This is a genomic window from Streptomyces termitum (assembly GCF_014650175.1).
Classification (GTDB): domain Bacteria; phylum Actinomycetota; class Actinomycetes; order Streptomycetales; family Streptomycetaceae; genus Streptomyces; species Streptomyces termitum.
Map to the genome: position 1 here is coordinate 12,765 of NZ_BMUL01000027.1, position 18,869 is coordinate 31,633.

At 74.7% G+C, this 18,869-nt stretch carries 19 protein-coding genes; 10 read left to right on the plus strand and 9 right to left on the minus strand.

Features of this window, described 5'->3' with window-relative positions:
• Positions 1 to 166: 166 nt before the first annotated feature.
• Positions 167 to 847 carry a ScbR family autoregulator-binding transcription factor gene (locus tag IE219_RS30415; RefSeq protein WP_189983392.1) on the minus strand — a complete coding sequence of 227 codons (681 nt, stop codon included), beginning with the start codon at positions 845 to 847 and terminating at the stop codon, positions 167 to 169.
• A gap of 127 nt (positions 848 to 974) precedes the next feature.
• Here IE219_RS30415 and IE219_RS30420 point away from each other — a divergent pair, with 127 nt between their 5' ends.
• From IE219_RS30420 to IE219_RS30435, 4 genes are all read left to right on the plus strand, one after another.
• Entirely contained in the window at positions 975 to 1,916 is a 942-nt protein-coding gene (locus IE219_RS30420; protein WP_189983395.1) for a ScbA/BarX family gamma-butyrolactone biosynthesis protein, read from the plus strand.
• Positions 1,917 to 1,946: 30 nt separating this feature from the next.
• Positions 1,947 to 2,909, plus strand: a complete 963-nt coding sequence (locus IE219_RS32380; RefSeq protein WP_189983397.1) for an NAD-dependent epimerase/dehydratase family protein — start codon at positions 1,947 to 1,949, stop codon at positions 2,907 to 2,909.
• A 142-nt stretch (positions 2,910 to 3,051) separates the two neighbouring features.
• Positions 3,052 to 3,816: an SDR family oxidoreductase gene (locus tag IE219_RS30430; protein WP_189983400.1), complete on the plus strand. Its 765-nt coding sequence runs from the start codon at positions 3,052 to 3,054 to the stop codon at positions 3,814 to 3,816.
• Between the two features lie 27 nt (positions 3,817 to 3,843).
• Complete coding sequence (locus IE219_RS30435) at positions 3,844 to 4,521, plus strand: TetR/AcrR family transcriptional regulator (RefSeq protein ID WP_189983402.1); 678 nt, start codon at positions 3,844 to 3,846, stop codon at positions 4,519 to 4,521.
• Positions 4,522 to 4,557: 36 nt separating this feature from the next.
• On the opposite strand, the gene IE219_RS30440 is transcribed toward IE219_RS30435, so the two are convergent.
• The 3 genes from IE219_RS30440 to IE219_RS30450 all read right to left on the minus strand — a co-directional run bounded on the left by IE219_RS30440 (position 4,558) and on the right by IE219_RS30450 (position 9,328).
• Positions 4,558 to 6,513: an APC family permease gene (locus IE219_RS30440; protein ID WP_189983404.1), complete on the minus strand. Its 1,956-nt coding sequence runs from the start codon at positions 6,511 to 6,513 to the stop codon at positions 4,558 to 4,560.
• A 293-nt stretch (positions 6,514 to 6,806) separates the two neighbouring features.
• Positions 6,807 to 7,892, minus strand: a complete 1,086-nt coding sequence (corA, locus tag IE219_RS30445; RefSeq protein ID WP_189983449.1) for a magnesium/cobalt transporter CorA — start codon at positions 7,890 to 7,892, stop codon at positions 6,807 to 6,809.
• Positions 7,893 to 7,996: 104 nt separating this feature from the next.
• Positions 7,997 to 9,328 carry a D-arabinono-1,4-lactone oxidase gene (locus tag IE219_RS30450; RefSeq protein ID WP_189983406.1) on the minus strand — a complete coding sequence of 444 codons (1,332 nt, stop codon included), beginning with the start codon at positions 9,326 to 9,328 and terminating at the stop codon, positions 7,997 to 7,999.
• A gap of 310 nt (positions 9,329 to 9,638) precedes the next feature.
• On the opposite strand from IE219_RS30450, the gene IE219_RS30455 reads away from it, so the two are divergent.
• Positions 9,639 to 10,886: an amino acid deaminase/aldolase gene (locus IE219_RS30455; protein WP_189983408.1), complete on the plus strand. Its 1,248-nt coding sequence runs from the start codon at positions 9,639 to 9,641 to the stop codon at positions 10,884 to 10,886.
• 61 nt (positions 10,887 to 10,947) lie between these two features.
• Positions 10,948 to 11,607 (plus strand): TetR/AcrR family transcriptional regulator, encoded by a 660-nt coding sequence (locus IE219_RS30460; RefSeq protein ID WP_189983410.1) that lies wholly within the window; start codon positions 10,948 to 10,950, stop codon positions 11,605 to 11,607.
• Here the strand turns inward: IE219_RS30460 and IE219_RS30465 are convergent.
• Positions 11,573 to 11,782 carry a twin-arginine translocase TatA/TatE family subunit gene (locus IE219_RS30465; RefSeq protein WP_189983412.1) on the minus strand — a complete coding sequence of 70 codons (210 nt, stop codon included), beginning with the start codon at positions 11,780 to 11,782 and terminating at the stop codon, positions 11,573 to 11,575. The two genes, IE219_RS30460 and IE219_RS30465, sit on opposite strands and share 35 nt — an antisense overlap.
• A gap of 529 nt (positions 11,783 to 12,311) precedes the next feature.
• On the opposite strand from IE219_RS30465, the gene IE219_RS30470 reads away from it, so the two are divergent.
• On the plus strand, positions 12,312 to 13,187 hold the full coding sequence (locus IE219_RS30470; RefSeq protein ID WP_189983414.1) for a YhjD/YihY/BrkB family envelope integrity protein: 876 nt from the start codon (positions 12,312 to 12,314) through the stop codon (positions 13,185 to 13,187).
• Between the two features lie 10 nt (positions 13,188 to 13,197).
• Here the strand turns inward: IE219_RS30470 and IE219_RS32130 are convergent, their stop codons facing one another.
• Positions 13,198 to 13,908, minus strand: a complete 711-nt coding sequence (locus tag IE219_RS32130) for an AMP-binding protein (protein ID WP_229850230.1) — start codon at positions 13,906 to 13,908, stop codon at positions 13,198 to 13,200.
• Between the two features lie 178 nt (positions 13,909 to 14,086).
• Between IE219_RS32130 and IE219_RS30480 the strand changes: the two genes are divergently transcribed.
• The 3 genes from IE219_RS30480 (at position 14,087) to IE219_RS30490 (ending at position 16,724) form a co-directional block, all read left to right on the plus strand.
• Positions 14,087 to 15,301, plus strand: coding sequence for a PucR family transcriptional regulator (locus IE219_RS30480; protein ID WP_189983416.1), 1,215 nt, complete (start codon positions 14,087 to 14,089; stop codon positions 15,299 to 15,301).
• A 66-nt stretch (positions 15,302 to 15,367) separates the two neighbouring features.
• The gene (locus IE219_RS30485; protein WP_189983418.1) at positions 15,368 to 15,778 is read left to right on the plus strand and encodes a BlaI/MecI/CopY family transcriptional regulator; all 411 of its coding nucleotides are present in this window, start codon (positions 15,368 to 15,370) and stop codon (positions 15,776 to 15,778) included.
• 4 nt (positions 15,779 to 15,782) lie between these two features.
• On the plus strand, positions 15,783 to 16,724 hold the full coding sequence (locus tag IE219_RS30490) for a M56 family metallopeptidase (RefSeq protein WP_189983420.1): 942 nt from the start codon (positions 15,783 to 15,785) through the stop codon (positions 16,722 to 16,724).
• Between the two features lie 54 nt (positions 16,725 to 16,778).
• Here IE219_RS30490 and IE219_RS30495 read toward each other — a convergent pair whose 3' ends face one another.
• The 3 genes from IE219_RS30495 to IE219_RS30505 form a co-directional block, all read right to left on the minus strand.
• Positions 16,779 to 17,804 carry a sporulation protein gene (locus tag IE219_RS30495; protein WP_189983422.1) on the minus strand — a complete coding sequence of 342 codons (1,026 nt, stop codon included), beginning with the start codon at positions 17,802 to 17,804 and terminating at the stop codon, positions 16,779 to 16,781.
• Positions 17,805 to 17,881: 77 nt separating this feature from the next.
• The gene (locus IE219_RS30500) at positions 17,882 to 18,106 is read right to left on the minus strand and encodes a hypothetical protein (protein ID WP_189983424.1); all 225 of its coding nucleotides are present in this window, start codon (positions 18,104 to 18,106) and stop codon (positions 17,882 to 17,884) included.
• A 398-nt stretch (positions 18,107 to 18,504) separates the two neighbouring features.
• Positions 18,505 to 18,771, minus strand: coding sequence for a GlsB/YeaQ/YmgE family stress response membrane protein (locus IE219_RS30505; RefSeq protein ID WP_189983426.1), 267 nt, complete (start codon positions 18,769 to 18,771; stop codon positions 18,505 to 18,507).
• Positions 18,772 to 18,869 lie beyond the last annotated feature (98 nt).

Here is an 18,869-nt window from a genome sequence, read left to right on the forward strand (position 1 = left end):
GTGGCGCCCTGCTTGTGGCACCCGGAATCCTCTGTGGCACCGTTGATGGCACTGAGTACCCTCAGCAAAACACACTCAGTGCCATGACGCCAGAGCGCCCCGACGGCGGGTGGCCGTCGGGGCGCTCTTTCGGACCCTCCTCGCGTACCGCGAGGTCGGTTTCCGGTCACTCCTCCGCATTCGCCGGGCCGCCCTCCTCGCGCCGCTGCCGGACCTCCTCGTACTCGGCGGCCAGGAACCTGGCCCGCTCCTGGCTCATGTCGAGCCCGGTGAGCACCGCGGGGGTGCTGATGCTCGGCAGGACGTGCTGGAGCAGCACGACCACGCGATGCGTCAGGTCTTTTCGATCGCAAAGAACCTGGGACATGGTCTGGATGCCGGCGAACGCGCCCGAGAACAGCTCGGCGGTGTCCAGCACGTTCACGTGCGGCAGGATCTCGCCCCGGGCCTTGGCGACCGTGAGGGCCTCCGCCACCTGGTCGACCCACGCCTTGAACGGAGCGGCCCGGTCCACCCCGGTGGCGCCGCTGTCCAGGGCCAGCGCCACGCTCGCCCGCACCAGCGAGTCGGTCTGCAGCCGGTGGGCGAGCAGGAAGCCCTGGTCCACCAGTTCCTGGAGCTTGGTCTCCTGCGGAGTCAGTGGCTCGTCGAGGAGTTGGGCGCCGAGGACGCCCAGTGCGAGGTCTTCCTTGGAAGCAAAGTGAAAATAGAGGGCGCCTTTGGTGACCCCGGCGCGATTCAGGATCTCCCCGATCGTGGCCCGCTCGTAACCGCGCTCCCCGAAGACGGCCGCCGCCGCGTCGAGGAGCAGGCGTCGAGTCCTGATCGCACGCGCTTGCTGCGCCAAGGTCACTCCCGTTGTCTCGCTGTCCGTGCTCACTCTGTGACGTGAAGCATTGAAAAGAAAACCAGATAGTACGTAATCTGTGCGCTGCCGCAAACGGCGAACTGTGAGGGACGGTGCAAGGGGAGCCATGGAACAGAACCTTCGAGAGCTGACACCCCCTGTCCCGGGAGAGTTCGTTCACCGTGCGGATCCCGCAGACATCCTTCCCACCGGTTGGAACCGGATCGCAGAGAACCGATTCTCCATAACGGCCCGGTGGCCCGCCGACCACCCCTTCTTCGTACCCCAGAACGGCGACCGGCATGATCCGATCCTGGTCGCGGAGACGATGCGACAGGCGACCATGCTGGTCGGACACGCGGAATTCGATGTTCCCGCCGACGATCAGTTCGTCATGTGGGACCTGTCCTACACCGCCGACACCGCCGCCCTCGTCCACGACGGACGCCCCTGGGACATCACCGTCGACCTCCTCTGCACCGACGTGCGCACCCGGGGCCGGGGCCTGCGCGAGATGCGCACCGCCCTCGTCCTCACCCGCGACGGCCGGCGGATCGCCACCGGCGGCGGCGGCATCAGCTGCACCTCCGCCGCCGCCTACCGCCGGATGCGCGGCGACCGCCTGGCGGCCCTGGGCGCCCCCGTCCCCCTCCTGCCCGCCCTGAGGCCCGAGGAGGTCGGCCGGGAGCGGACGAAGGACGTCGTCCTCTCGCCCGGCGACACCCCCTCCCGCTGGCGGCTGCGGGTGGACACCGGCCACCCCACCCTCTTCCGGCGCCCCAACGACCACGTGCCGGGCATGCTCCTCCTGGAGGCCGCCCGGCAGGCCGCCGTCGCCGTCACCGGCGGCACCGGACTGCTGCCCGCCGGCCTCGAAGCCCGCTTCCACCGCTACGCGGAGCTCGACACCCCCTGCTGGGTGGAGGCCGAGGTCCTGACCGGCGCGGACCGCAACACCACCACCGTCCAGGTCCTGGCCCACCAGGACGGCGCCCCCGTCCTCGACTGCACGCTCACCTCCCCGCGCGTCCTGCCCGCCGTCCGCGTGCCCGCCGCCCGCGCCTGCTGACCGCCCCACCCGCACCGACCGGAAGAAGCCATGGGAACCCGCATCCTCGTCACCGGCGCCACCGGCTTCGTCGGCGGCCGGGTCGCCGCCGCGGCCGCCGCGCACCCCGGCCTCGACCACGTGCGCCTCCTCGTCCGGGGAACAGGCGGCCCCGACCTGACGGACTCCGCCCCCGGCGGCCCCGCCGTCGAGACCGCGCACGGCGACCTCCGCGACCCGGAATCGCTCCGCCGGGCCTGCGAGGGCGTCGACGCGGTCGTGCACTGCGCCTCGGCGATCGGCGGCGACGAGGACCTCCTGCGCGCCGTCAACGAGACCGGCGCCCGGAACCTCGCCGACGCCGCCGTCCGGGCCGGAGCCCGCCGGATCGTCTCCCTCAGCACCGCCTCCGTGCACGGCCGGGGCCCCTTCCGGGCCGCCGCCCCCGACAGCCTCCCGCTCGCCCCCGGCTCCGCGACCAGCCGCACCCGCGCGGCGGGCGAGCGGCACGTCCTGGACGCCGGCGGCACCGTCCTGCGGCCCCACCTGGTCTACGGCGCGGGCGACCGCCAGGTGATCCCCGGACTCCTGCTGCTCCTCGCGGCGCTGCCCGGCCCCCTCGCTCCCGTCGGCTCGCTCCACTCGCTCGTCGAGGTGGACGCCCTGGCCGGCGCCCTCCTGGGCGCCGCGCTCTCCCCGGCCGCCCGGCCCGGCGCGTACTACGTCGCCCACCCCGACCCGGTCTCCGACGACGAACTCCTCACCGCCGTCGCCCCGCTCCTCCCGGAGCCCGTCCGGGCCGCCCGGGGCCCGGCGGTGGACCTCGGCACGGCCCGCGCGCTCCTCGCGGACCACCCGGTCGCCGCCCACCACCTGGAGATGCTCGGCCTCGACCACTGGTTCGCCGACGAGCGCCCCTGGACCGACTTCGGACGCGGCCCCGGCCCCGGCTTCACCGCCGCCTTCCCCCGCCACCTGGCCTGGTACCGCTCCTTCCTCGCCGCCCGGGGCTGAGCCGCCCGGGGCTGAGCCGCGCCCCCCCCGCAGCCCCGTACGCCCTCCGCCGCACCCCCGGGGCCCCGTACGCCCCCCGTACCTCCCGCACATCCCGTACTCCCCGTACCTCCCCTACTTCCCGCAGGACAGGAAACACCCCATGTCGAGACTGGCAGGCAGGACCGCGATCGTGACCGGCGCGAGCCGGGGCATCGGACGGGGGATCGCCGAGCGGCTGGGCCGCGACGGCGCCCTCGTCGCCGTCCACTACGGCAGCTCCGCCGACGCCGCCGCCGCGACCGTCGAGGCCGTCGAGCGGGCGGGCGGCCGCGCCTTCGCCTTCCGCGCCGCGCTGGACCTCCCCGACGCGGCCGGCGCCTTCTACGCCGCCCTCGACGAGGGGCTCGCCGGGGCCGGCGCCGGGCCGGAGTTCGACATCCTCGTCAACAACGCCGGCGCCAGCGGCTCCGGCCGGATCCACCAGCTGACCCCCGAGGTCTTCGACCGCCTCTTCGCCGTCAACGTCAAGGCGCCCCTCTTCCTCGTCCAGCAGGGCCTCGGCCGGCTCCGCGACGGCGGCCGGATCGTCAACATCTCCTCGCTGACCTCCCGCCACGCCTACCCGGAGTCCGTGACCTACGCGATGACGAAGGGGGCCCTCGACACCATGACCCTGGCGCTGGCCAAGGAACTGGGCCCGCGCGGCATCACCGTCAACACGGTCGCCCCCGGCTTCGTCGCCACCGACATGAACGCCCGCCACCGGACGACCCCCGAGGCCGCCGCCGTCCTCGCCGCGCACTCGGTCTTCGGCCGGATCGGGGCTCCCGCCGACATCGCCGACGTGGTTTCCTTCCTCGTCTCCGACGACGCCCGCTGGCTCACCGGCCAGTACCTGGAGACGGGCGGCGGAGCCGGGCTCTGAGCCCGCCGCGTCTAAGGTGAGGGCACGATGACACGTTTCCGCGAGACCGTCCGGTCCCTCATGCGCGAGCAGGTGCTCGACGCGGCCTACGGGCTCGTCGCGGGCGACGGGTGGGGCGTGCTGCGCATGACCGCCATCGCGCGGGAGGCGGGGATCAGCCGGCAGACGCTCTACAACGAGTTCGGCTCGAAGGAGGCGATCGGCCGGGCGCTGGTCCAGCGGGAGCTGGAGCGGTTCCTCGTCGGCATCCAGGGGGAGCTGGACGCGCACCGGGGCGAGCTGGAGCGGTCGGCCCGCGCGGGGGTCGGGTACACGCTGCGGCAGGCCGTCGGCAATCCGCTGATCAGGAGCGTCCTGCTGGCGGCCAGGGGCGGCGCGGAGGACGACCTCCTCGCCTATCTGACCACCCGCACCGAGCCCGTCTTCGGCACCGCGATGTCCCTGCTCGACGCCTACGCGACCGAGGCGTGGCCGGACGTCGACGCGGAGTCCCGGGGGCTCGCCGTCGAGACCATCGTCCGGCTCACCGTGAGCCACATCGTCCAGCCGGTGGCCGCCCCGGAGGAGACGGCGGCGCGGATCGCCCGGATCACCGCCCGGGTCGCCTACCCGGAGGGCGCGCCCCGGGGCACCGGCGGGACGGCCGCCGACGGCACGGCGCCCCCGCCGGGCGCGGACCCGGCGGCGAGCGCCCCGCCGGTCTGACGGGGCGGGACGCGGACCTTCCGTACGGCTCCGGTCTCAGCCCACGTGGACGTGGGGGCGGAGCTCCGGATCGGGCTCCGCCTCGCGCAGCACCTCGCGGGTGACCGGCGCGATCTCGCCGTGGCCGAAGAGGAAGAAGCGGAAGAAGTTGGCGAAGGGATTGCCCTCGGTCCACTCGAAGTAGATGTGCGGACGGGTGCCGGTGAGGTCCCGGGCGTGCAGCAGCAGGGCCGCGAGGGAGTTGGAGACCGAGGAGGACTCCAGGGTGAGGACGCGGTAGCGGTCGTGCAGGACCTCGCCCCGGACGGTCAGCGCGGCCTCGAACTCGGACGGGTCGGTGACGGTGACCTCGACGAAGACGAAGTCGTCCGAGGCGGGCAGCTCGTTGTCGGTGCGGATCTGCTCCAGCTTGTGCCGGTACTCGGCCTCGTCCCGCCGCAGCGGCTTGTTGGCGGCGAAGCGGGGCGTGCGGTGCGCGATGTCCCGGATGAACCGCTCGGCCAGCTCGTCCAGCTCGATGTGGGTGACGCGCAGCTCGAAGAGCCGGCCGAGCCGGGAGAGGAACGAGACCAGCATGATGCCCGCGATGAAGCAGGCGCCGATCTTCACGCCGTCCGGGCGCTCGATCACGTTGAGGACGGTGGTGTAGAGGAAGACGGCGGCGATCGCCCCGAAGCCGATCGTCCAGCGCTTCTGGCGGGCCTTGCGGGCGGCGATGGTCACCGCGATGGCCGCCGAGGAGATCAGCACCAGGACGCCGGTGGCGTACGCCCCGCCCTGCGCGTCGACGTCCGCGTCGAACAGCCAGGTGACGAGGAAGGCGATCAGGGTGAAGACCAGCACCATCGGCCGGACGGCCCGCGCCCAGTGCGGGGCCATGCCGTACTTGGGCAGGTAGCGCGGCATCAGGTTGAGCAGTCCCGCCATGGCGGAGGCGCCCGCGAACCACAGGATCGCGATGGTGGAGACGTCGTAGACGGTGCCGAAGGCGCTGCCGAGGTAGGCGTGGGCGAGGTAGGCGAGCGCCCGCCCGTTGGCCTGGCCGCCGGGCTCGAACTCCTGGTGCGGGATGAGCACGGTGGTGATGAAGCTGGTGCAGATGAGGAAGACGCTCATGATCAGCGCGGCGGTGGTGAGCAGCTTCTTCGTGTCGCGGATCCGGCCGGCGGGCCGCGCCTCGGTGTCCTCCGGGTCGCCCTTCACGTGCGGCATGACGGCGACGCCGGTCTCGAAGCCGGAGAGGCCGAGCGCCAGCTTGGGGAAGACGATCAGCGCGACGCCGACCATCACCAGGACGTTGCCGTGCTCCTGGGTGAGGGCCGCCGTCCAGTCGGTGACCACGTGCCCCTGGGTGATCACCTGCCACAGGCCGGTCGCCACCACCACGGCGTTGAGCGCCAGATACGTCCCCACCAGGGCGACGGCGACGCCGATGGCCTCCAGGAAGCCCTTCATGAAGACCGCGCCGAGCAGCGCGATCAGCACCATCGTGATGATCAGCTGCTTGTCGTGCAGGGCGGCGTTGAGGTGCGGGTTCTCCACCAGGTGGGTGGAGGCGTCGGCCGCCGACAGGGTGATCGTGATGAGGAAGTCGGTCGCCGCGAACCCGAGCAGGGTCAGCACGAACAGCTTGCCCTTCCAGAACGACAGCAGCCGCGACAGCATCGCGATCGAGCCCTCGCCGTGCGGGCTCTCCTCCGCGACCCGCCGGTAGACCGGCAGCGCCCCGGCGAGCGTCACGACCACCAGGACGACGGTGGCGACGGGGGAGAGGAGGCCGGCCGCGAGGGCGGCGATGCCCGGCTGGTAGCCGAGGGTGGAGAAGTAGTCGACACCGGTCAGGCACATCACCCGGTACCAGGGCTGGCCCTTGTGCCCGGCGTCCGGCGCGGGCTCCACGGGCCGCGAGGGTCTGCCCCTGCCCATGTCGGACAGGCCCTCCAGCATCCACGCGCGCAGCTTGCTCGTGCGCGTCTCGTTCGAGGGGGACATGGGGGCTCCAGGGCTGTCCGGACGGGGTTCTCGGGCCCGAGGGGGCCGAGAGGGGCCGACGGGCCGGGTCAGCCTAAGCAGCGGCGGAGGTGCCGGTCCGCGTCCGCGCGTCAGAGATGCGTCAAGATCCCCCGGCCGGGCGTCGGAAACCTCACAAGGTGCCGTCCGTCACGGCCCCGACCCTGGCTTTCCCAGGTGCCGTCGCCACGGCCCGGCCTCCGCTTTTCCCGCTGCCGTCCGCTTTTCCCCGGTGCCGTCCGTCACCGCCCGGCCTCCGCTTTTCCCGGGTGCCGTCAGAGCCAGCCGTTGCGGCGGAAGCCCCGGTGGAGGAGGAGGCAGGCGGTCGCCATCACGCCGAGGACGGCCGGGTAGCCGTAGGTCCACCCCAGCTCCGGCATGTGCGTGAAGTTCATGCCGTACACCCCGCACACCATCGTCGGCACGGCGACGATCGCCGCCCAGGCGGTGATCTTCCGCATGTCCTCGTTCTGGGCGACGGTCACCTGCGCCAGGTGCGCCTGGAGCACCGAGTCGAGGAGGGCGTCGTACGAGCCGATCTGCTCGGTCGCGCGGGCGAGGTGGTCGGTGACGTCCCGGAAGTACGCCCGGATCTCCGGGTCCACCAGCGGCGTCGGCCGGGTCGCCAGCGAGGCCAGCGGGCGGGCCAGCGGGGCGACCGCCCGGCGCAGCTCCAGCAGCTCCCGCTTGAGCTGGTAGATCCGCTCGGCGTCGCCCCGGCCCGCCTGCCCGGAGAAGACGGCGTTCTCGATCGCCTCCAGGTCGCTGCGGACCGCGTCCGTGACGGCCAGGTAGTCGTCCACCACGTGGTCCGCTATGGCGTGCAGCACCGCCGAGGGACCCTTGGCGAGCTGCTCGGGCCGCGCCTCCAGCGCCTCGCGCAGCGGCCCGAGCGAGCCGTGCCCGCCGTGCCGGACGGTGAGCACGAAGCCGGGTCCGACAAAGGCCATCAGCTCGCCGGTGTCCACCACCTCGCTGGTCGCGGTCAGCTCCTCGTGCTCGACGTACCGGACCGTCTTCAGGACGGCGAACAGCACCTCGTCGTACGCCTCGACCTTCGGCCGCTGGTGGGCGTGGACCGCGTCCTCGACGGCCAGCGGATGCAGCCCGAGCGGCTCGGCGAGGGCCGCCAGCTCCTTCTCGTCCGGCTCGTGCAGGCCGATCCACACGAAGCCGCGCCCGGCCCGGCGCACGGACCGCAGCGCGTCCTCGACGCCGGTGCCCCGGACCGGCCGGCGCACCCCGTCGACGTACGCCACGCAGTTCACGACCGCGCTGCCGAGCGGCGAGCGGGCCGGGTGGCTCAGGTCCACGGTCCGCCGGTGGGTCCGGCGGACGGCGGTGCGCAGGCGCTGGATCACGGACACGGCGGGACTCCTTCGGCGGGCCGGTGGCGGGACCGGGGGGTCAGTCTGCCACCGGGCCCCGGGGGAGGTCGCCGGATTCCGGACGGTTCCCCCGGGGGTCAGCCGGCCGCCGGGGCCGGGCCGAGGACGCGGTCGAGGTACGGGTTGGACAGCACGCCCGCCGGGTCGAGCGCGTCGCGCAGGGCGACGAAGTCGTCGAACCGCTCGTAGCGGGGCCGGAGTTCGTCCACGCCGAGTTCGTGCATCTTGCCCCAGTGCGGCCGGCCGCCGTAGGAGCCGAGGATCCGCGCGCAGGCGTCGAAGTACCGGCGGTAGGGCATCCGGTGGTACTGGTGGAAGGCGATGTAGCAGCTCTCCCGGCCGTGCGCGGTGGAGAGCCAGATGTCGTCGGCGGCGGTGAAGCGCACCTCCAGCGGGAACGACACCCGCTCGTCGTGGGCGTCGATCCAGGCCCGGATCTCCCGCAGCGCCTCGGCCGCGTGGGCGCGCGGGATCGCGAACTCGCCCTCGTGGAAGCGGACGTCGCGGACCGAGGCGAAGATCCGGTACGAGTGGTCGGTCCAGGTCCGGGAGGACATGGCGCGCGCCGCGAAGCGGGTGATCGGCGGCACCAGGCCCGGCACCCGGGTGCCGAGCCGGTTGAGGAGCTCGAAGCCGGGGCCGCTGACCGCCTCGTCGAGGCGCCGGGAGAAGGCGCCGATGGGGGCGAGGGGCGCGTCGCCGGGCAGCCGGCGGAAGCGGCGGGTGAGCGTGGTCTCGCTGTGCGGGAACCAGAAGAACTCGAAGTGGTCGTTCTCCTCGACGAGTTCGTCGATCCGGCCGAGGGTCTCGGCGACCGGCAGGGCGGTGTCCCGGGCGTGCAGGGCGTAGAGCGGCACGGTCTGGAGGGTGACCCGGGTGAGGACGCCGAGCGCGCCGAGGCCGACCCGGGCCGCCGCGAAGAGGTCGGGCCGCTCGGTCGGCGAACAGGTCGTCACCGTCCCGTCGGCCAGGACGAGTTCGAGGGCGCGGACCTGGGTGGCGATGCCGCCGAAGCCGACGCCGGAGCCGTGGGTGCCGGTGGAGATGGCGCCGGAGACGGTCTGCCGGTCGATGTCGCCCATGTTCTCCAGGGCGAGGCCGTGCGAGGCGAGCAGCGGGTTCAGCTTCCACAGCGGCATCCCGGCGCCGACGGTGACGAGCCCGGTCTCCGGGTCCACCGCGTGCACCGCGTCCAGCCGGTCGAGGCGGAGCTGCACGCCGGGGGCGACGGCGACGCCGCTGAAGGAGTGCCCGGAGCCGACCGGCTTGACCCGCAGCCCGTCCCGCACCGCGTCCCGCACGGCGGCGGCGACCTCCTCGGTGTGCGCCGGGTGGCGGACGCGGCGGGGGCGGACCTCCTCGTTCCCGGCCCAGTTGCGCCACACGCCGTTGTTCTCGCTGCTGCTCATGCCGGGCGTTCCTCTCGGGCCGACGGGGGCCGGACGGGCCAGGGGCCGGACGGGTCAGGGGCGGGCGGAGGGTTACCCCCGGTTCTCGTTGTCCGGAAGGGTGGACTTGGTCAACCGTCCAAGTCAAGGGTCCCGGAGCCTTGACTTGGACGCATGACCAAGAGACCGTGACGGCGTCGCCACCGGCCCGCCCCGGCCCCGCACCCGGGCCCCGCACGGGCCGGCGCGGCCCCGCACGGCCCCCGCCGGGGCCGCGCCCAGCCCCTCGTACGAAGGTCCCCGCACGCAGGTCCACGAAAGGCCGCCCACCATGGCAAGCGCCCGCCCCGAAGCCGCCGCCCCGCCCGTGCCGCGCCCCGCGGGCTTCGCCGACCTGGAGAAGGCGACCGCCGGCCTCCAGCCGCCCTTCGCCGTCGTCGACCTCGGCGCCCTGCGCGCCAACGCCGCCCAGATGGTCCGCCGGGCCGGCGGCAAGCCCGTCCGCCTCGCCAGCAAGTCGCTGCGCTGCCGGGCCCTGATCGACGAGGTGCTGGCCCGCCCCGGCTTCTCCGGCGTCCTCGCCTTCACCCTCCCCGAGGCGCTCTGGCTCGCCTCCCACGACCCCGCCCTCGACGTCCTCGTCGGCTACCCCACCGCCGACACCGACGCCCTCGCCCGGCTCGCCGCCGACACGGACGCCGCCGCCCGGATCACCGTCATGGCCGACTCCCCGGAGCAGCTCGACCTCCTCACCGAGGCCGCCGCGGCCGCCGGACCGGACGGCCCGCCGCTGCGGGTCTGCCTCGACCTCGACGCCTCCCTGCGCCTCCTCGGCGGCCGCGTCCACCTCGGGATGCGCCGCTCCCCGCTGCACGCCCCCGAGCAGGCCGCCGCGCTGGCCCGCGCCGTCGTCGCCCGCCCGCGTCTGAGGCTGGTCGGCGTCATGGCGTACGAGGGGCAGATCGCGGGCGTCGGCGACGCCCAGCCCGGCCAGGGGCGCCCGATGCGCACCGCCGTCCGCGTGGTCCAGCACCTCTCCGCCCGCGAACTGCGCGCCCGCCGGGCCGCCGCCGTCCGCGCCGTCCGGGCGGTCGCCCCGCTGGAGTTCGTCAACGGCGGCGGCACCGGCAGCCTGGAGTCCACCTCCGCCGAACCCGCCGTCACCGAACTCGGCGCCGGCTCCGGGCTCTACGCCCCCGCCCTCTTCGACCACTACCGCGGCTTCAGCCCGCTGCCCGCCGCCTACTTCGCGCTCTCCGTGGTCCGCCGCCCCGCCCCCGGCCACGTCACCGTCCTCGGCGGCGGCTGGACCGCCTCCGGCGCCCCCGGCCCCGACCGGCTCCCCGTCCCCGTCCACCCGGCCGGGCTCAGCCTCACCGGCACCGAGGGCGCGGGCGAGGTGCAGACCCCGCTCACCGGGCCCGCCGCCGACGGCCTGCGGGTCGGCGACCGCGTCTGGTTCCGGCACGCCAAGGCGGGCGAACTGTGCGAGCGGGTGGACGTCCTGCACCTCGTCGAGCACGACCGGGTGGTCGGCACCGTCCCCACCTACCGGGGCGAGGGCCTGGCCTTCCTGTAGTCCCGCCCGCCGGGCCCTGCGATACGTTGACCGCACCCGCCCCGTCCCGAGGAGCCCGCCGATGCCCCGACTCTCCGCCGACGAGCGCCGCGAGCAACTGGCGGAGGCGGCGATCCGGGTGATGATCCGCGACGGGGTCGCCCGGACCACCACCCGGGCCGTGGTCACCGAGGCGGGGGTGCCGCTCGGCGCCTTCCACTACTGCTTCCGCTCCAAGGAGGAGCTGTTCCAGACCGTCATCGAGCGGATCATGGAGCGCAACCTGCCGCCGGGGGACCTGGCCCCTCCCGAGGGCGCCACGCCCTTCGAGGCGGTCCGGGCGATCCTGCGGGCGTACTGGGAGCAGGTCCGGGCCCGCCCGGCCGAGCACCTGGTGACGTACGAGGTGACCCAGTACGCGCTGCGCAGCCCCGGTCTCGCCGACCTGGCGCGCCGCCAGTACCGCCACTACCTCGACGTGAACGCCGCCCACCTGGAGGCGATGGGCCGGGCGGCCGGGCTGGCCTGGACGGTGGAGCTGCCGGTCCTCGCCCGGCACGGCCTCGGGGTCCTCGACGGCCTCACCCTGACCTGGCTGATCGACCGCGACGACGCGCAGGCGCTGGCCGCGCTGGACGAGTACGCCCGCTACCTCGCCTCGGTCGCCGTGCCGCTCCCGGCGGCCGGGCGGCCCGGCGGCGCGGGGGTCAGCGGTCCTCGGCGGGGGTCCGCGTCTCCTTGACGGTGTAGGTGGCGGCCGGCTCGCGGGGGCCGTCGCCGGCCTTCATCTCGCGCGTCTCGGCCTTGAGGATGCGGGTCGCCTTGCCCGCGCTGCGGATCAGCTCCGGGAGCTTCTTCGCGCCGAGCACCACGACGACGACGAGCAGCAGGATCGCGATCTCGCTGAGACCGAACATGGGGACTCTCCTGGCCGGGCGGGACGGTGGTCGGACGGGCGACAATCTACAGGGGAGTAGAAGAACCGGGTAGGGCCGCCCCCCCCGAACGATGGCCGTCGTCCGGGTGCCCCGGGCGAGCACCCGGGAAAGGGCAGGCGGACGACAGGTGAAGACGCGGGACGCCGCCGACGCGGGCAGGGCGAACCGGAGGCCCGGGTCCTCACGGCGGTACGGACCGGCGACGGCCCGGTCACCGCCACCGGCGTCCGCGAACGCCTCGCCCCCACCACGGTCCTCACGATCCTGATACCCGGGGACCGCCCCCGGCCACGGCTCGGTGGGCGCCCCTGACCCCGGCCCCGGCCGTCGTACGGATTCCGCCCCCGGGTGATACGGGCGTGGGCCCCGTCCCGTACGAGGAGGGCGCGCCCGCCCGCCCCGACCGGCCCGGGGCGGCCCGCCACGAGTCGCGGAAGGCCGTCCCGTGCCGTCCAATGGCAGGGCGGACCGGGGCCGGGCGGAGCCGGGCCGAGTCGGGAGGCGCGGGATGTCGTGGGCGAGCCGGGTGCGGAGCCTCCGGTCCGGCGCCGAGAGGCGCTTCCCGGTGCTGGCCGGACTGACCGAGCGGCTGGTGGACGGCAACCTCCTGGACGCCGGCACCCGGCTCGCCGCCCAGGCGTTCCTGGCCTCCGTGCCGCTCCTGTTCGCCTTCGCCGCCTTCGCCCCGGCCGCCGTCCGCGACCAGCTCCGCGACTCCCTGCGCGCCATGTTCGGCCTCACCGGCGCCTCCGCCGCCGAGTTCCAGCGGGTCCTCGGCGGCGGCGCCCCCGACGAGGTGCGGGAGACCACCGGCGCCATCGGCGCCCTCATCGCCCTCGTCTCCGCCACCAGCTTCAGCCGGGCCATGGCCCGCGTCTGCGAGCGGGCCTGGGGCCTGCCCCGGGCCCGCACCCGGATCGCCGCCTGGCGGTGGGCGGCCTGGCTGTTCTTCCTGCTCCTCGTCGTCTTCCTCCAGGCGCCCATCCGCGACGGCTTCGGCGCCGGCGCCTGGCTGGGCGTGCCGCTCTTCTTCGTGCTCGCCACCGGCGTCTGGCTGTGGACCCAGCACCTCCTGCTGGCCAAGCGCGTCGCCTGGCTGCCGCTGCTGCCCGGCGCCCTCCTGGGCGCCGCCGCCTCCACGGCCCTCGGCATCACGGCCCCGCTCTACATGCCGACCGCGTTCGACCGGGCCCTCTCCGAGTACGGCTCCCTCGGCCTGGTGCTGACCCTGCTCTCCTGGCTGATCGCGGTGTGCGGGGCGGTGACCTTCGCCCTGACCATCGGAGCCGTACTCGCCAGGGAACCCCCGCTCGACCGCTGGTTCGACCCGGCCCGCCACCCCGGCCGGGCCCCGGCGTCCGGGGCGGAACCGGACGGCGGCTGACGCCCCGGGGTCAGCGGAGCGAGAGCGGCTCCGGGGCCCGGCGCTCCGGGGTCCGCGCCGCCGCCAGGACGGACAGGGCCCGCAGCGCCGCCGGCAGGCCGTGCGCCCGGCCGGTCCGGGAGAAGGCCGGCGCCCCCGCCGGCAGGCCGCGCCGGGCCGCCTCCGGGTCCTCGGGGGCGGCCGCCGCGCCGGACCGCAGCTCCCCGTGGCCGAGCACCGGCCCCCACGGGCCCGTCGGCGTCTCGCCCGGCCCGGCCATCAGCGCCGGGGCGTCGTCCGCCCGGTCCACCACCCCCGCGTACTGCGGCCAGAAGGCCACCTGGGAGAGGAAGCCGGGGCCGATCGGCACGTGCGTGGTGTCCCCCGGCACCTCCGCCCCCGCGCCCTCGCCCTCGCCGCCGGGCGCGGCGAAGACCAGCCGCGCGCCCCGCACGTCCCCGCGCGGCCGCGGGGCGAAGGACCACGGCCGGGGCCGCAGCGGCACCACCACCGCCCCGGCCCGCAGCGCCCCCAGGCACAGCACGGGGAAGGCCGGCACGTCCGGCAGCCGCAGCCCGACCCGGTCGCCGGGCCGCACCCCGTGCGCCAGCAGCCCGCCCGCCACCCGCGCGCTCGCCTCGTCCAGTTCGGCCCAGCCCACGACGGCCCCGTCGGCCAGCACGGCCGGCCGCTGCGGATACCGCCGGGCCGCTTCCACCAGGGCGACGACGAGATTGGTCACGTCACTCTCACTTCTCACACGCGTGTACGTACGGGGGAACGGGACGATCTTCGCCACGCCCGGTGCGTTCCGGCCATGTGGACGCGCACAGGGACTCCTGTATCCGACGACAACGACCTCCGGGGGAGTTGTGCCGTTGGACCCTGTCCGGGCCCGCCCCTGCCCTAGGCTCTCCCGAATGCACGCAACAGCCGCGCGGCGGCAGGTGGCCGAACTGTCCCGGACGCTGGCGCTCAGGATCGACGCCCTCGCGGGGGCCATGGCCCAGCACACGTACGACCACATCGAGTTCTACCGGAGCACGGTCGTCGGACCCGACGACCTCCGGGCCTCCATGCGGCACAACGTGGCCTACATCATCGACTACCTCGCCGACCCCCGCTCCGCCTCGGTGGACCTCTCCGCCCCCGCCGAGACCGGCCGCCGCCGCGCCCTCCAGGACGCGCCGCTCGCGGAGGTCCTGCGCGCCTACCGCCTCGGCTTCACCTACTTCTGGGAGCAGCTCCTGCTGGAGGCGCGGAAGACCGGCGGCACCGCGCCCGACGCCCTCCTCGACGCCGCCTCCGACATCTGGGAACTCTCCGACGCCTACTCCATCGCCCTCACCGACTCCTACCGGCAGACCCGCGCCGAGCGGATGGTGGAGACCGACCGCCGCCGCTCCGCCCTGGTCGCCGAGCTGATAGACGGCCCGTCGCTGAGCAGCGAGACGGTCTGGGAGGTCGCCCGCATCCTCGACTTCCCCTTCCAGGGCACCTTCCTCGTCGTCACCGCCGAGGGCGTCACCCCCGGCGAGCCGCCGCTGCCCGGCCTGGAGAGCCGGCTCCGCGCCCTCGACGTCTCCTCGGCGTGGCGCGCCCAGCCCGGCTCCGAGACCGGCGTCCTGTCCTGCCCGCAGCGGCAGAAGGCCGCCGCCGCTCTGGAGGCCGTCCGGTCCGCCGCCACCGGCCGGGTCGGCGTCAGCCCCGTCTACGAGCGGCTCGACCAGACCGGCCACGCCCTGCGGTACGCGCAGGTGGCCGCCGAGTCGCTGCCGCCGGGCGCGGTGGCGGTCCGCCAGCTCGACGACACGCCGCTGACCGAACTGGTGATGAACAACCTGGAGACCACCCAGCGCGCCGTCCACCGCATCCTCGGCGGCGTCCTCTCGCTGCCCGAGGAGGACCGCACCACCCTCCTCGCCACCGCCCGCGCCTGGCTGGAGGCGCACGGCTCGGCCACCGAGGCGGGCCGGGCCCTCTACTGCCACGCCAACACCGTCCGCTACCGCATGCACCGCCTGGAGGAGTTCCTGCGCGGCCCGCTGGACGACCCCCGGATCGTCGCCGAACTCTCCATGGCGCTCGACGCGGTGGGCACCTTCCCGACCCTCCTGGACCTCCGCCGCCCGTGACCCGGCGGCGCCCTCAGTACGATGTACCGCCCCACGGGGGCGGTCGAGGCGCAGGAGGGCGGCGGTATGACGGAACACGAGCGGGACGACCGGGGGCCGGGGGCGGTCTCCCGGCGGCGGGGCCAGGGCGAACTGGAGGCCCAGGTGGTGACCGCCCTGCGGCAGGCCGGCGGAGCCCGTACCGCCGGCTGGGTCCAGGAACGCCTCGGCACCGGCCTCGCCTACACCACGGTCATCACGATCCTGACCCGGCTGTACGCGAAGGGCGCGGTGAGCCGGGAGCGGGTCGGCCGGTCCTTCGAGTGGACGGCCGTCGCCGACGAGGCGGGTCTCGCCGCGCTGCGGATGCGCCGGGTCCTGGACGCCGAGAGCGACCGGGAGGCGGTCCTCGCCCGCTTCGTCACCGCGCTCTCGCCCCACGACGAACGACTGCTCCGGGGCCTGCTGGCCGAGGGCCCCGGGGAGGGTGAAGACTGACCGCATGGGGGTCTTCGTCTTCCTGCCGCTGGTCCTGCCGCTGACCGCCTGGCCGGTCGCCCGGCTCGCCGAGCACCACCTCCACCCGAGGACGGCGACCTGGCTGCTCACCGGCCTCTCCGTCGTCCTCGCCGTGTGCAGCACCCTCTCGCTGGCCCTGCTCGTGGTCGTCGGCACCGCCCAGCTGCCGGGCAACCCGCTGCCCGACGCCTGGTCCGACCCCGAGGTCCGGGCCGCCGTCCCGTACGACGAACTCGCGGGCCGGGCCGCCATCCCCGCCCTGCTCGCCGTCCTCGCCTCCTGCGGGCGGACCGCCTGGCACCACCACCGGGTGCGCCGCCGGGCCGCCCGCGCGCTGGCGGGCCTGCCCGGCTCCTCCGTCGTCCTGCTCCCCGACGACCGGAACGCCTACGCGTACGCGCTGCCCGGTCGCCGGGGCCGGGTGGTGGCCACGACCGGCCTGGTCCGGGCCCTGACCGGGCCCGAGCGGCGGGCCCTCTTCGCCCACGAGCGGGCCCACCTGACGGGCCGTCACCACCGCTTCCTGCTGGCCGTCCAGCTCGCGGCGCGGGCCAACCCCTTCCTGCGCCCGCTGCGCACGGCCGTCGCCTACACGACCGAGCGGTGGGCGGACGAGGAGGCGGCCGACCGGATCGGCAGCCGGCGGACGGTGGCGCGGGCGGTGGGCCGGGCCGCGCTGCTCTCCGGCGGCGCCCCGCCCGGCCTGCTTCCCGGCCTCCTCTCCGGCTTCGCGGCGGCGGGCCCGGTGCCGCGCCGGGTGGCCGCCCTGATGGGGCCGCCGGTGGCACGGGCCTGGCCCTCGCCGCTCTCCGGGGCGGGGCTGGCCGCCTGGGGCGCGGCGGCCGGCACCACGGCCTCGGCCCTGGCCTCGGCGAACTCGGCGGTGACGCTGTTCCTGATCCTCAAGGCCGCGACCCCGCTCTGAGGGTGAGGTGAGGAGAGCGGGGCCGCGGAGTCGGGGAGGGGTTCGGGCGGGGCGTCAGTCCTCGTCGCCGCCCTCGTCCTCGTCTTCGTCCTCGTCCTCGAAGAAGTCGCCGATCTCGTCGACGACTTCGGCCGCGACCATGCCGCCGACGACGCCGACGGCGAGGCCGGCCGCGCCCGCCGCGACGGCGGTGCCGACGCCGGGCCCGGAGTGGTGCCCGCCCCCGTGCTTGTGGCCGTCCCCGTGGCCGTGGCTGTCCCCGTGGCCGTACGGGTCGGCGTGGCCGTACGAGCCGTGGGCGCCGCCCGGGTGGTGGGCGAGGAGCCGCTGGAGCCAGCCGTCCACCTCCGTGTTCCAGTCGGTGTGCCCGACCTGCTGGTGGGTGACGACGAAGTGGCTGAGCGCGTCGTGGCCCTCGGAGAAGAGGCCGCCGCGCTTGTCGGCCTCCAGGACGACCTCCATCGCCGCCGACCCGGTCAGGAAGGTCACCTCGACCTCGTTGAACGCGTGCGCGTACCGAGGGCTCGGGACCAGCTCGATCTCCTGGTAGAAGGGGAGCTGCTGGCCGGTGCCGCCGATGTGGCCGAGCTCCAGGTCGGCCGACTTGAAGCCGAAGCCGAGCTGCCCGAGGGCTTCGAGGACGACCTCCTGGACGGGCAGCGGGCGCACGGCCAGCGGGTCCAGGTCGCCCTTGTCCTTCGCCCCGGCCACGCCGAGTTCGGTCCGCACGCCGAGCGCGATGCCGAGCGACTGCCCGTACAGCTCGGTGACGGGGGTCTCCCAGGGGAGGGCGAAGGCGAAGGGGACGGTGCGCTCCTCGCCCTCGGCGAGCCGGAAGTGGCCGCCCACGACGTGCTGGTGGAAAACGACCGTGCCCCGCGACTCGCCGTCGTGGTGCTCGGCCTCGACGTGGGCCACCAGCTCCAGGGTGATGTGCTCGACGGTGAAGTCGGCGTTGCCGCCGCGCAGCCGGACCTGGCCGCTGACGGTGCCGCCGGGCGTCACCGCGCCGGGGTCGAGCACGGTGTCCACCGAGGGACCGCCCACACCGAGCGAGCCGAGCAGACGCTTGAACACCATGGGGCGTTCACTCCATTTCACGTAAGAACGCACAAGAAAGCACAAGAACGCTGAGAAGAAAGGCGGGTGATGGAAGGTCAGGGACTCGCGGGGTCGAAGCCGTAGCGCAGCTCCCCGGAATCCCCGGTCTCCCGCCGGTAGATGCAGAGGGCGGCGGCGCGCACCCCGCTCCCGGGGTCCTCCACCTCGCAGGGGTACGTCACCTGGATCACGCCGGGCCGTCCCGCCACGCGGACGCGGAGGCCGTCGGCGGGCCCTCCGACGAGGAGGGCGGTCTCCGGGCCGGTCGGTTCGGTCGGCATGGCGGCACCTCGGGGGAGGAAGAAGGCGGGGGAGGCGGGGAGCGGGCGCGGAGGGGTACCCCGCTCCCGCTCTCTACAGGACTGTAGAAGCATAGAGGCGGCGGGGCCGGGGGCGCTCGTACGGTCCCCCGATCTTCGCGGAAATGGCCGAAACGTGATGCGGGGTGGTCGCCCCTCGGGCGTCTTTCCCCAGGTCGGAGGGGGTGCTCGCGGTTCCGTCCGCCTCCGGGGCGGAGTGCTCCGACATCCCCTCGGGAAAGTCGACTTGGGCGACGGAGGCGAAGGTGCCCCGAGGCTCGCGACCGGCTTCCGCCGCCCGGGATCCGGCAGTCGCTTTCCGGCCATCCGTCGCCGGGCCGCCGGCGGCCCGGCTCCCCGCGGGGAGCCGGGCGCGGGGGTCAGTTCCGCGAGTTGCCGAAGAGCAGGCGGTACGCGATGAGCAGCACGAGCGAGCCGCCGATGGCCGCTCCCCAGGTGGCCAGGTCGAAGAACTCGTTCTGGATGGGGCGGTCGAGGAACTTGGCGGAGAGCCAGCCCCCGAGGAAGGCCCCCGCGACGCCGATGAGGGTGGTGCCGATGAAGCCGCCGGGGTCGCGGCCCGGCAGCAGGAACTTGGCTATGGCTCCGGCCAGGAGGCCGAGGATGATCCAGCTGACGATGCCCAAGGTGGTTCCGCCTTCCGCTCTGACCGTACGGACGGTGTGCCCGTACGGGCGCCGCGACCGATCGCGGCGCTCGAATCTACGTCACTTCTACGTCACTG

Bases quoted from the DNA above. Each gene is read 5' to 3' on its own strand.
- IE219_RS30420 (WP_189983395.1), top strand. From the start codon at position 975: ATGGAACAGAACCTTCGAGAGCTGACACCCCCTGTCCCGGGAGAGTTC.
- IE219_RS32380 (WP_189983397.1), top strand. From the start codon at position 1,947: ATGGGAACCCGCATCCTCGTCACCGGCGCCACCGGCTTCGTCGGCGGC.
- IE219_RS30430 (WP_189983400.1), top strand. From the start codon at position 3,052: ATGTCGAGACTGGCAGGCAGGACCGCGATCGTGACCGGCGCGAGCCGG.
- IE219_RS30435 (WP_189983402.1), top strand. From the start codon at position 3,844: ATGACACGTTTCCGCGAGACCGTCCGGTCCCTCATGCGCGAGCAGGTG.
- IE219_RS30440 (WP_189983404.1), bottom strand. From the start codon at position 6,513: ATGTCCCCCTCGAACGAGACGCGCACGAGCAAGCTGCGCGCGTGGATG.
- IE219_RS30450 (WP_189983406.1), bottom strand. From the start codon at position 9,328: ATGAGCAGCAGCGAGAACAACGGCGTGTGGCGCAACTGGGCCGGGAAC.
- IE219_RS30455 (WP_189983408.1), top strand. From the start codon at position 9,639: ATGGCAAGCGCCCGCCCCGAAGCCGCCGCCCCGCCCGTGCCGCGCCCC.
- IE219_RS30460 (WP_189983410.1), top strand. From the start codon at position 10,948: ATGCCCCGACTCTCCGCCGACGAGCGCCGCGAGCAACTGGCGGAGGCG.
- IE219_RS30465 (WP_189983412.1), bottom strand. From the start codon at position 11,782: ATGTTCGGTCTCAGCGAGATCGCGATCCTGCTGCTCGTCGTCGTCGTG.
- IE219_RS30470 (WP_189983414.1), top strand. From the start codon at position 12,312: ATGTCGTGGGCGAGCCGGGTGCGGAGCCTCCGGTCCGGCGCCGAGAGG.
- IE219_RS30480 (WP_189983416.1), top strand. From the start codon at position 14,087: ATGCACGCAACAGCCGCGCGGCGGCAGGTGGCCGAACTGTCCCGGACG.
- IE219_RS30485 (WP_189983418.1), top strand. From the start codon at position 15,368: ATGACGGAACACGAGCGGGACGACCGGGGGCCGGGGGCGGTCTCCCGG.
- IE219_RS30490 (WP_189983420.1), top strand. From the start codon at position 15,783: ATGGGGGTCTTCGTCTTCCTGCCGCTGGTCCTGCCGCTGACCGCCTGG.
- IE219_RS30495 (WP_189983422.1), bottom strand. From the start codon at position 17,804: ATGGTGTTCAAGCGTCTGCTCGGCTCGCTCGGTGTGGGCGGTCCCTCG.
- IE219_RS30500 (WP_189983424.1), bottom strand. From the start codon at position 18,106: ATGCCGACCGAACCGACCGGCCCGGAGACCGCCCTCCTCGTCGGAGGG.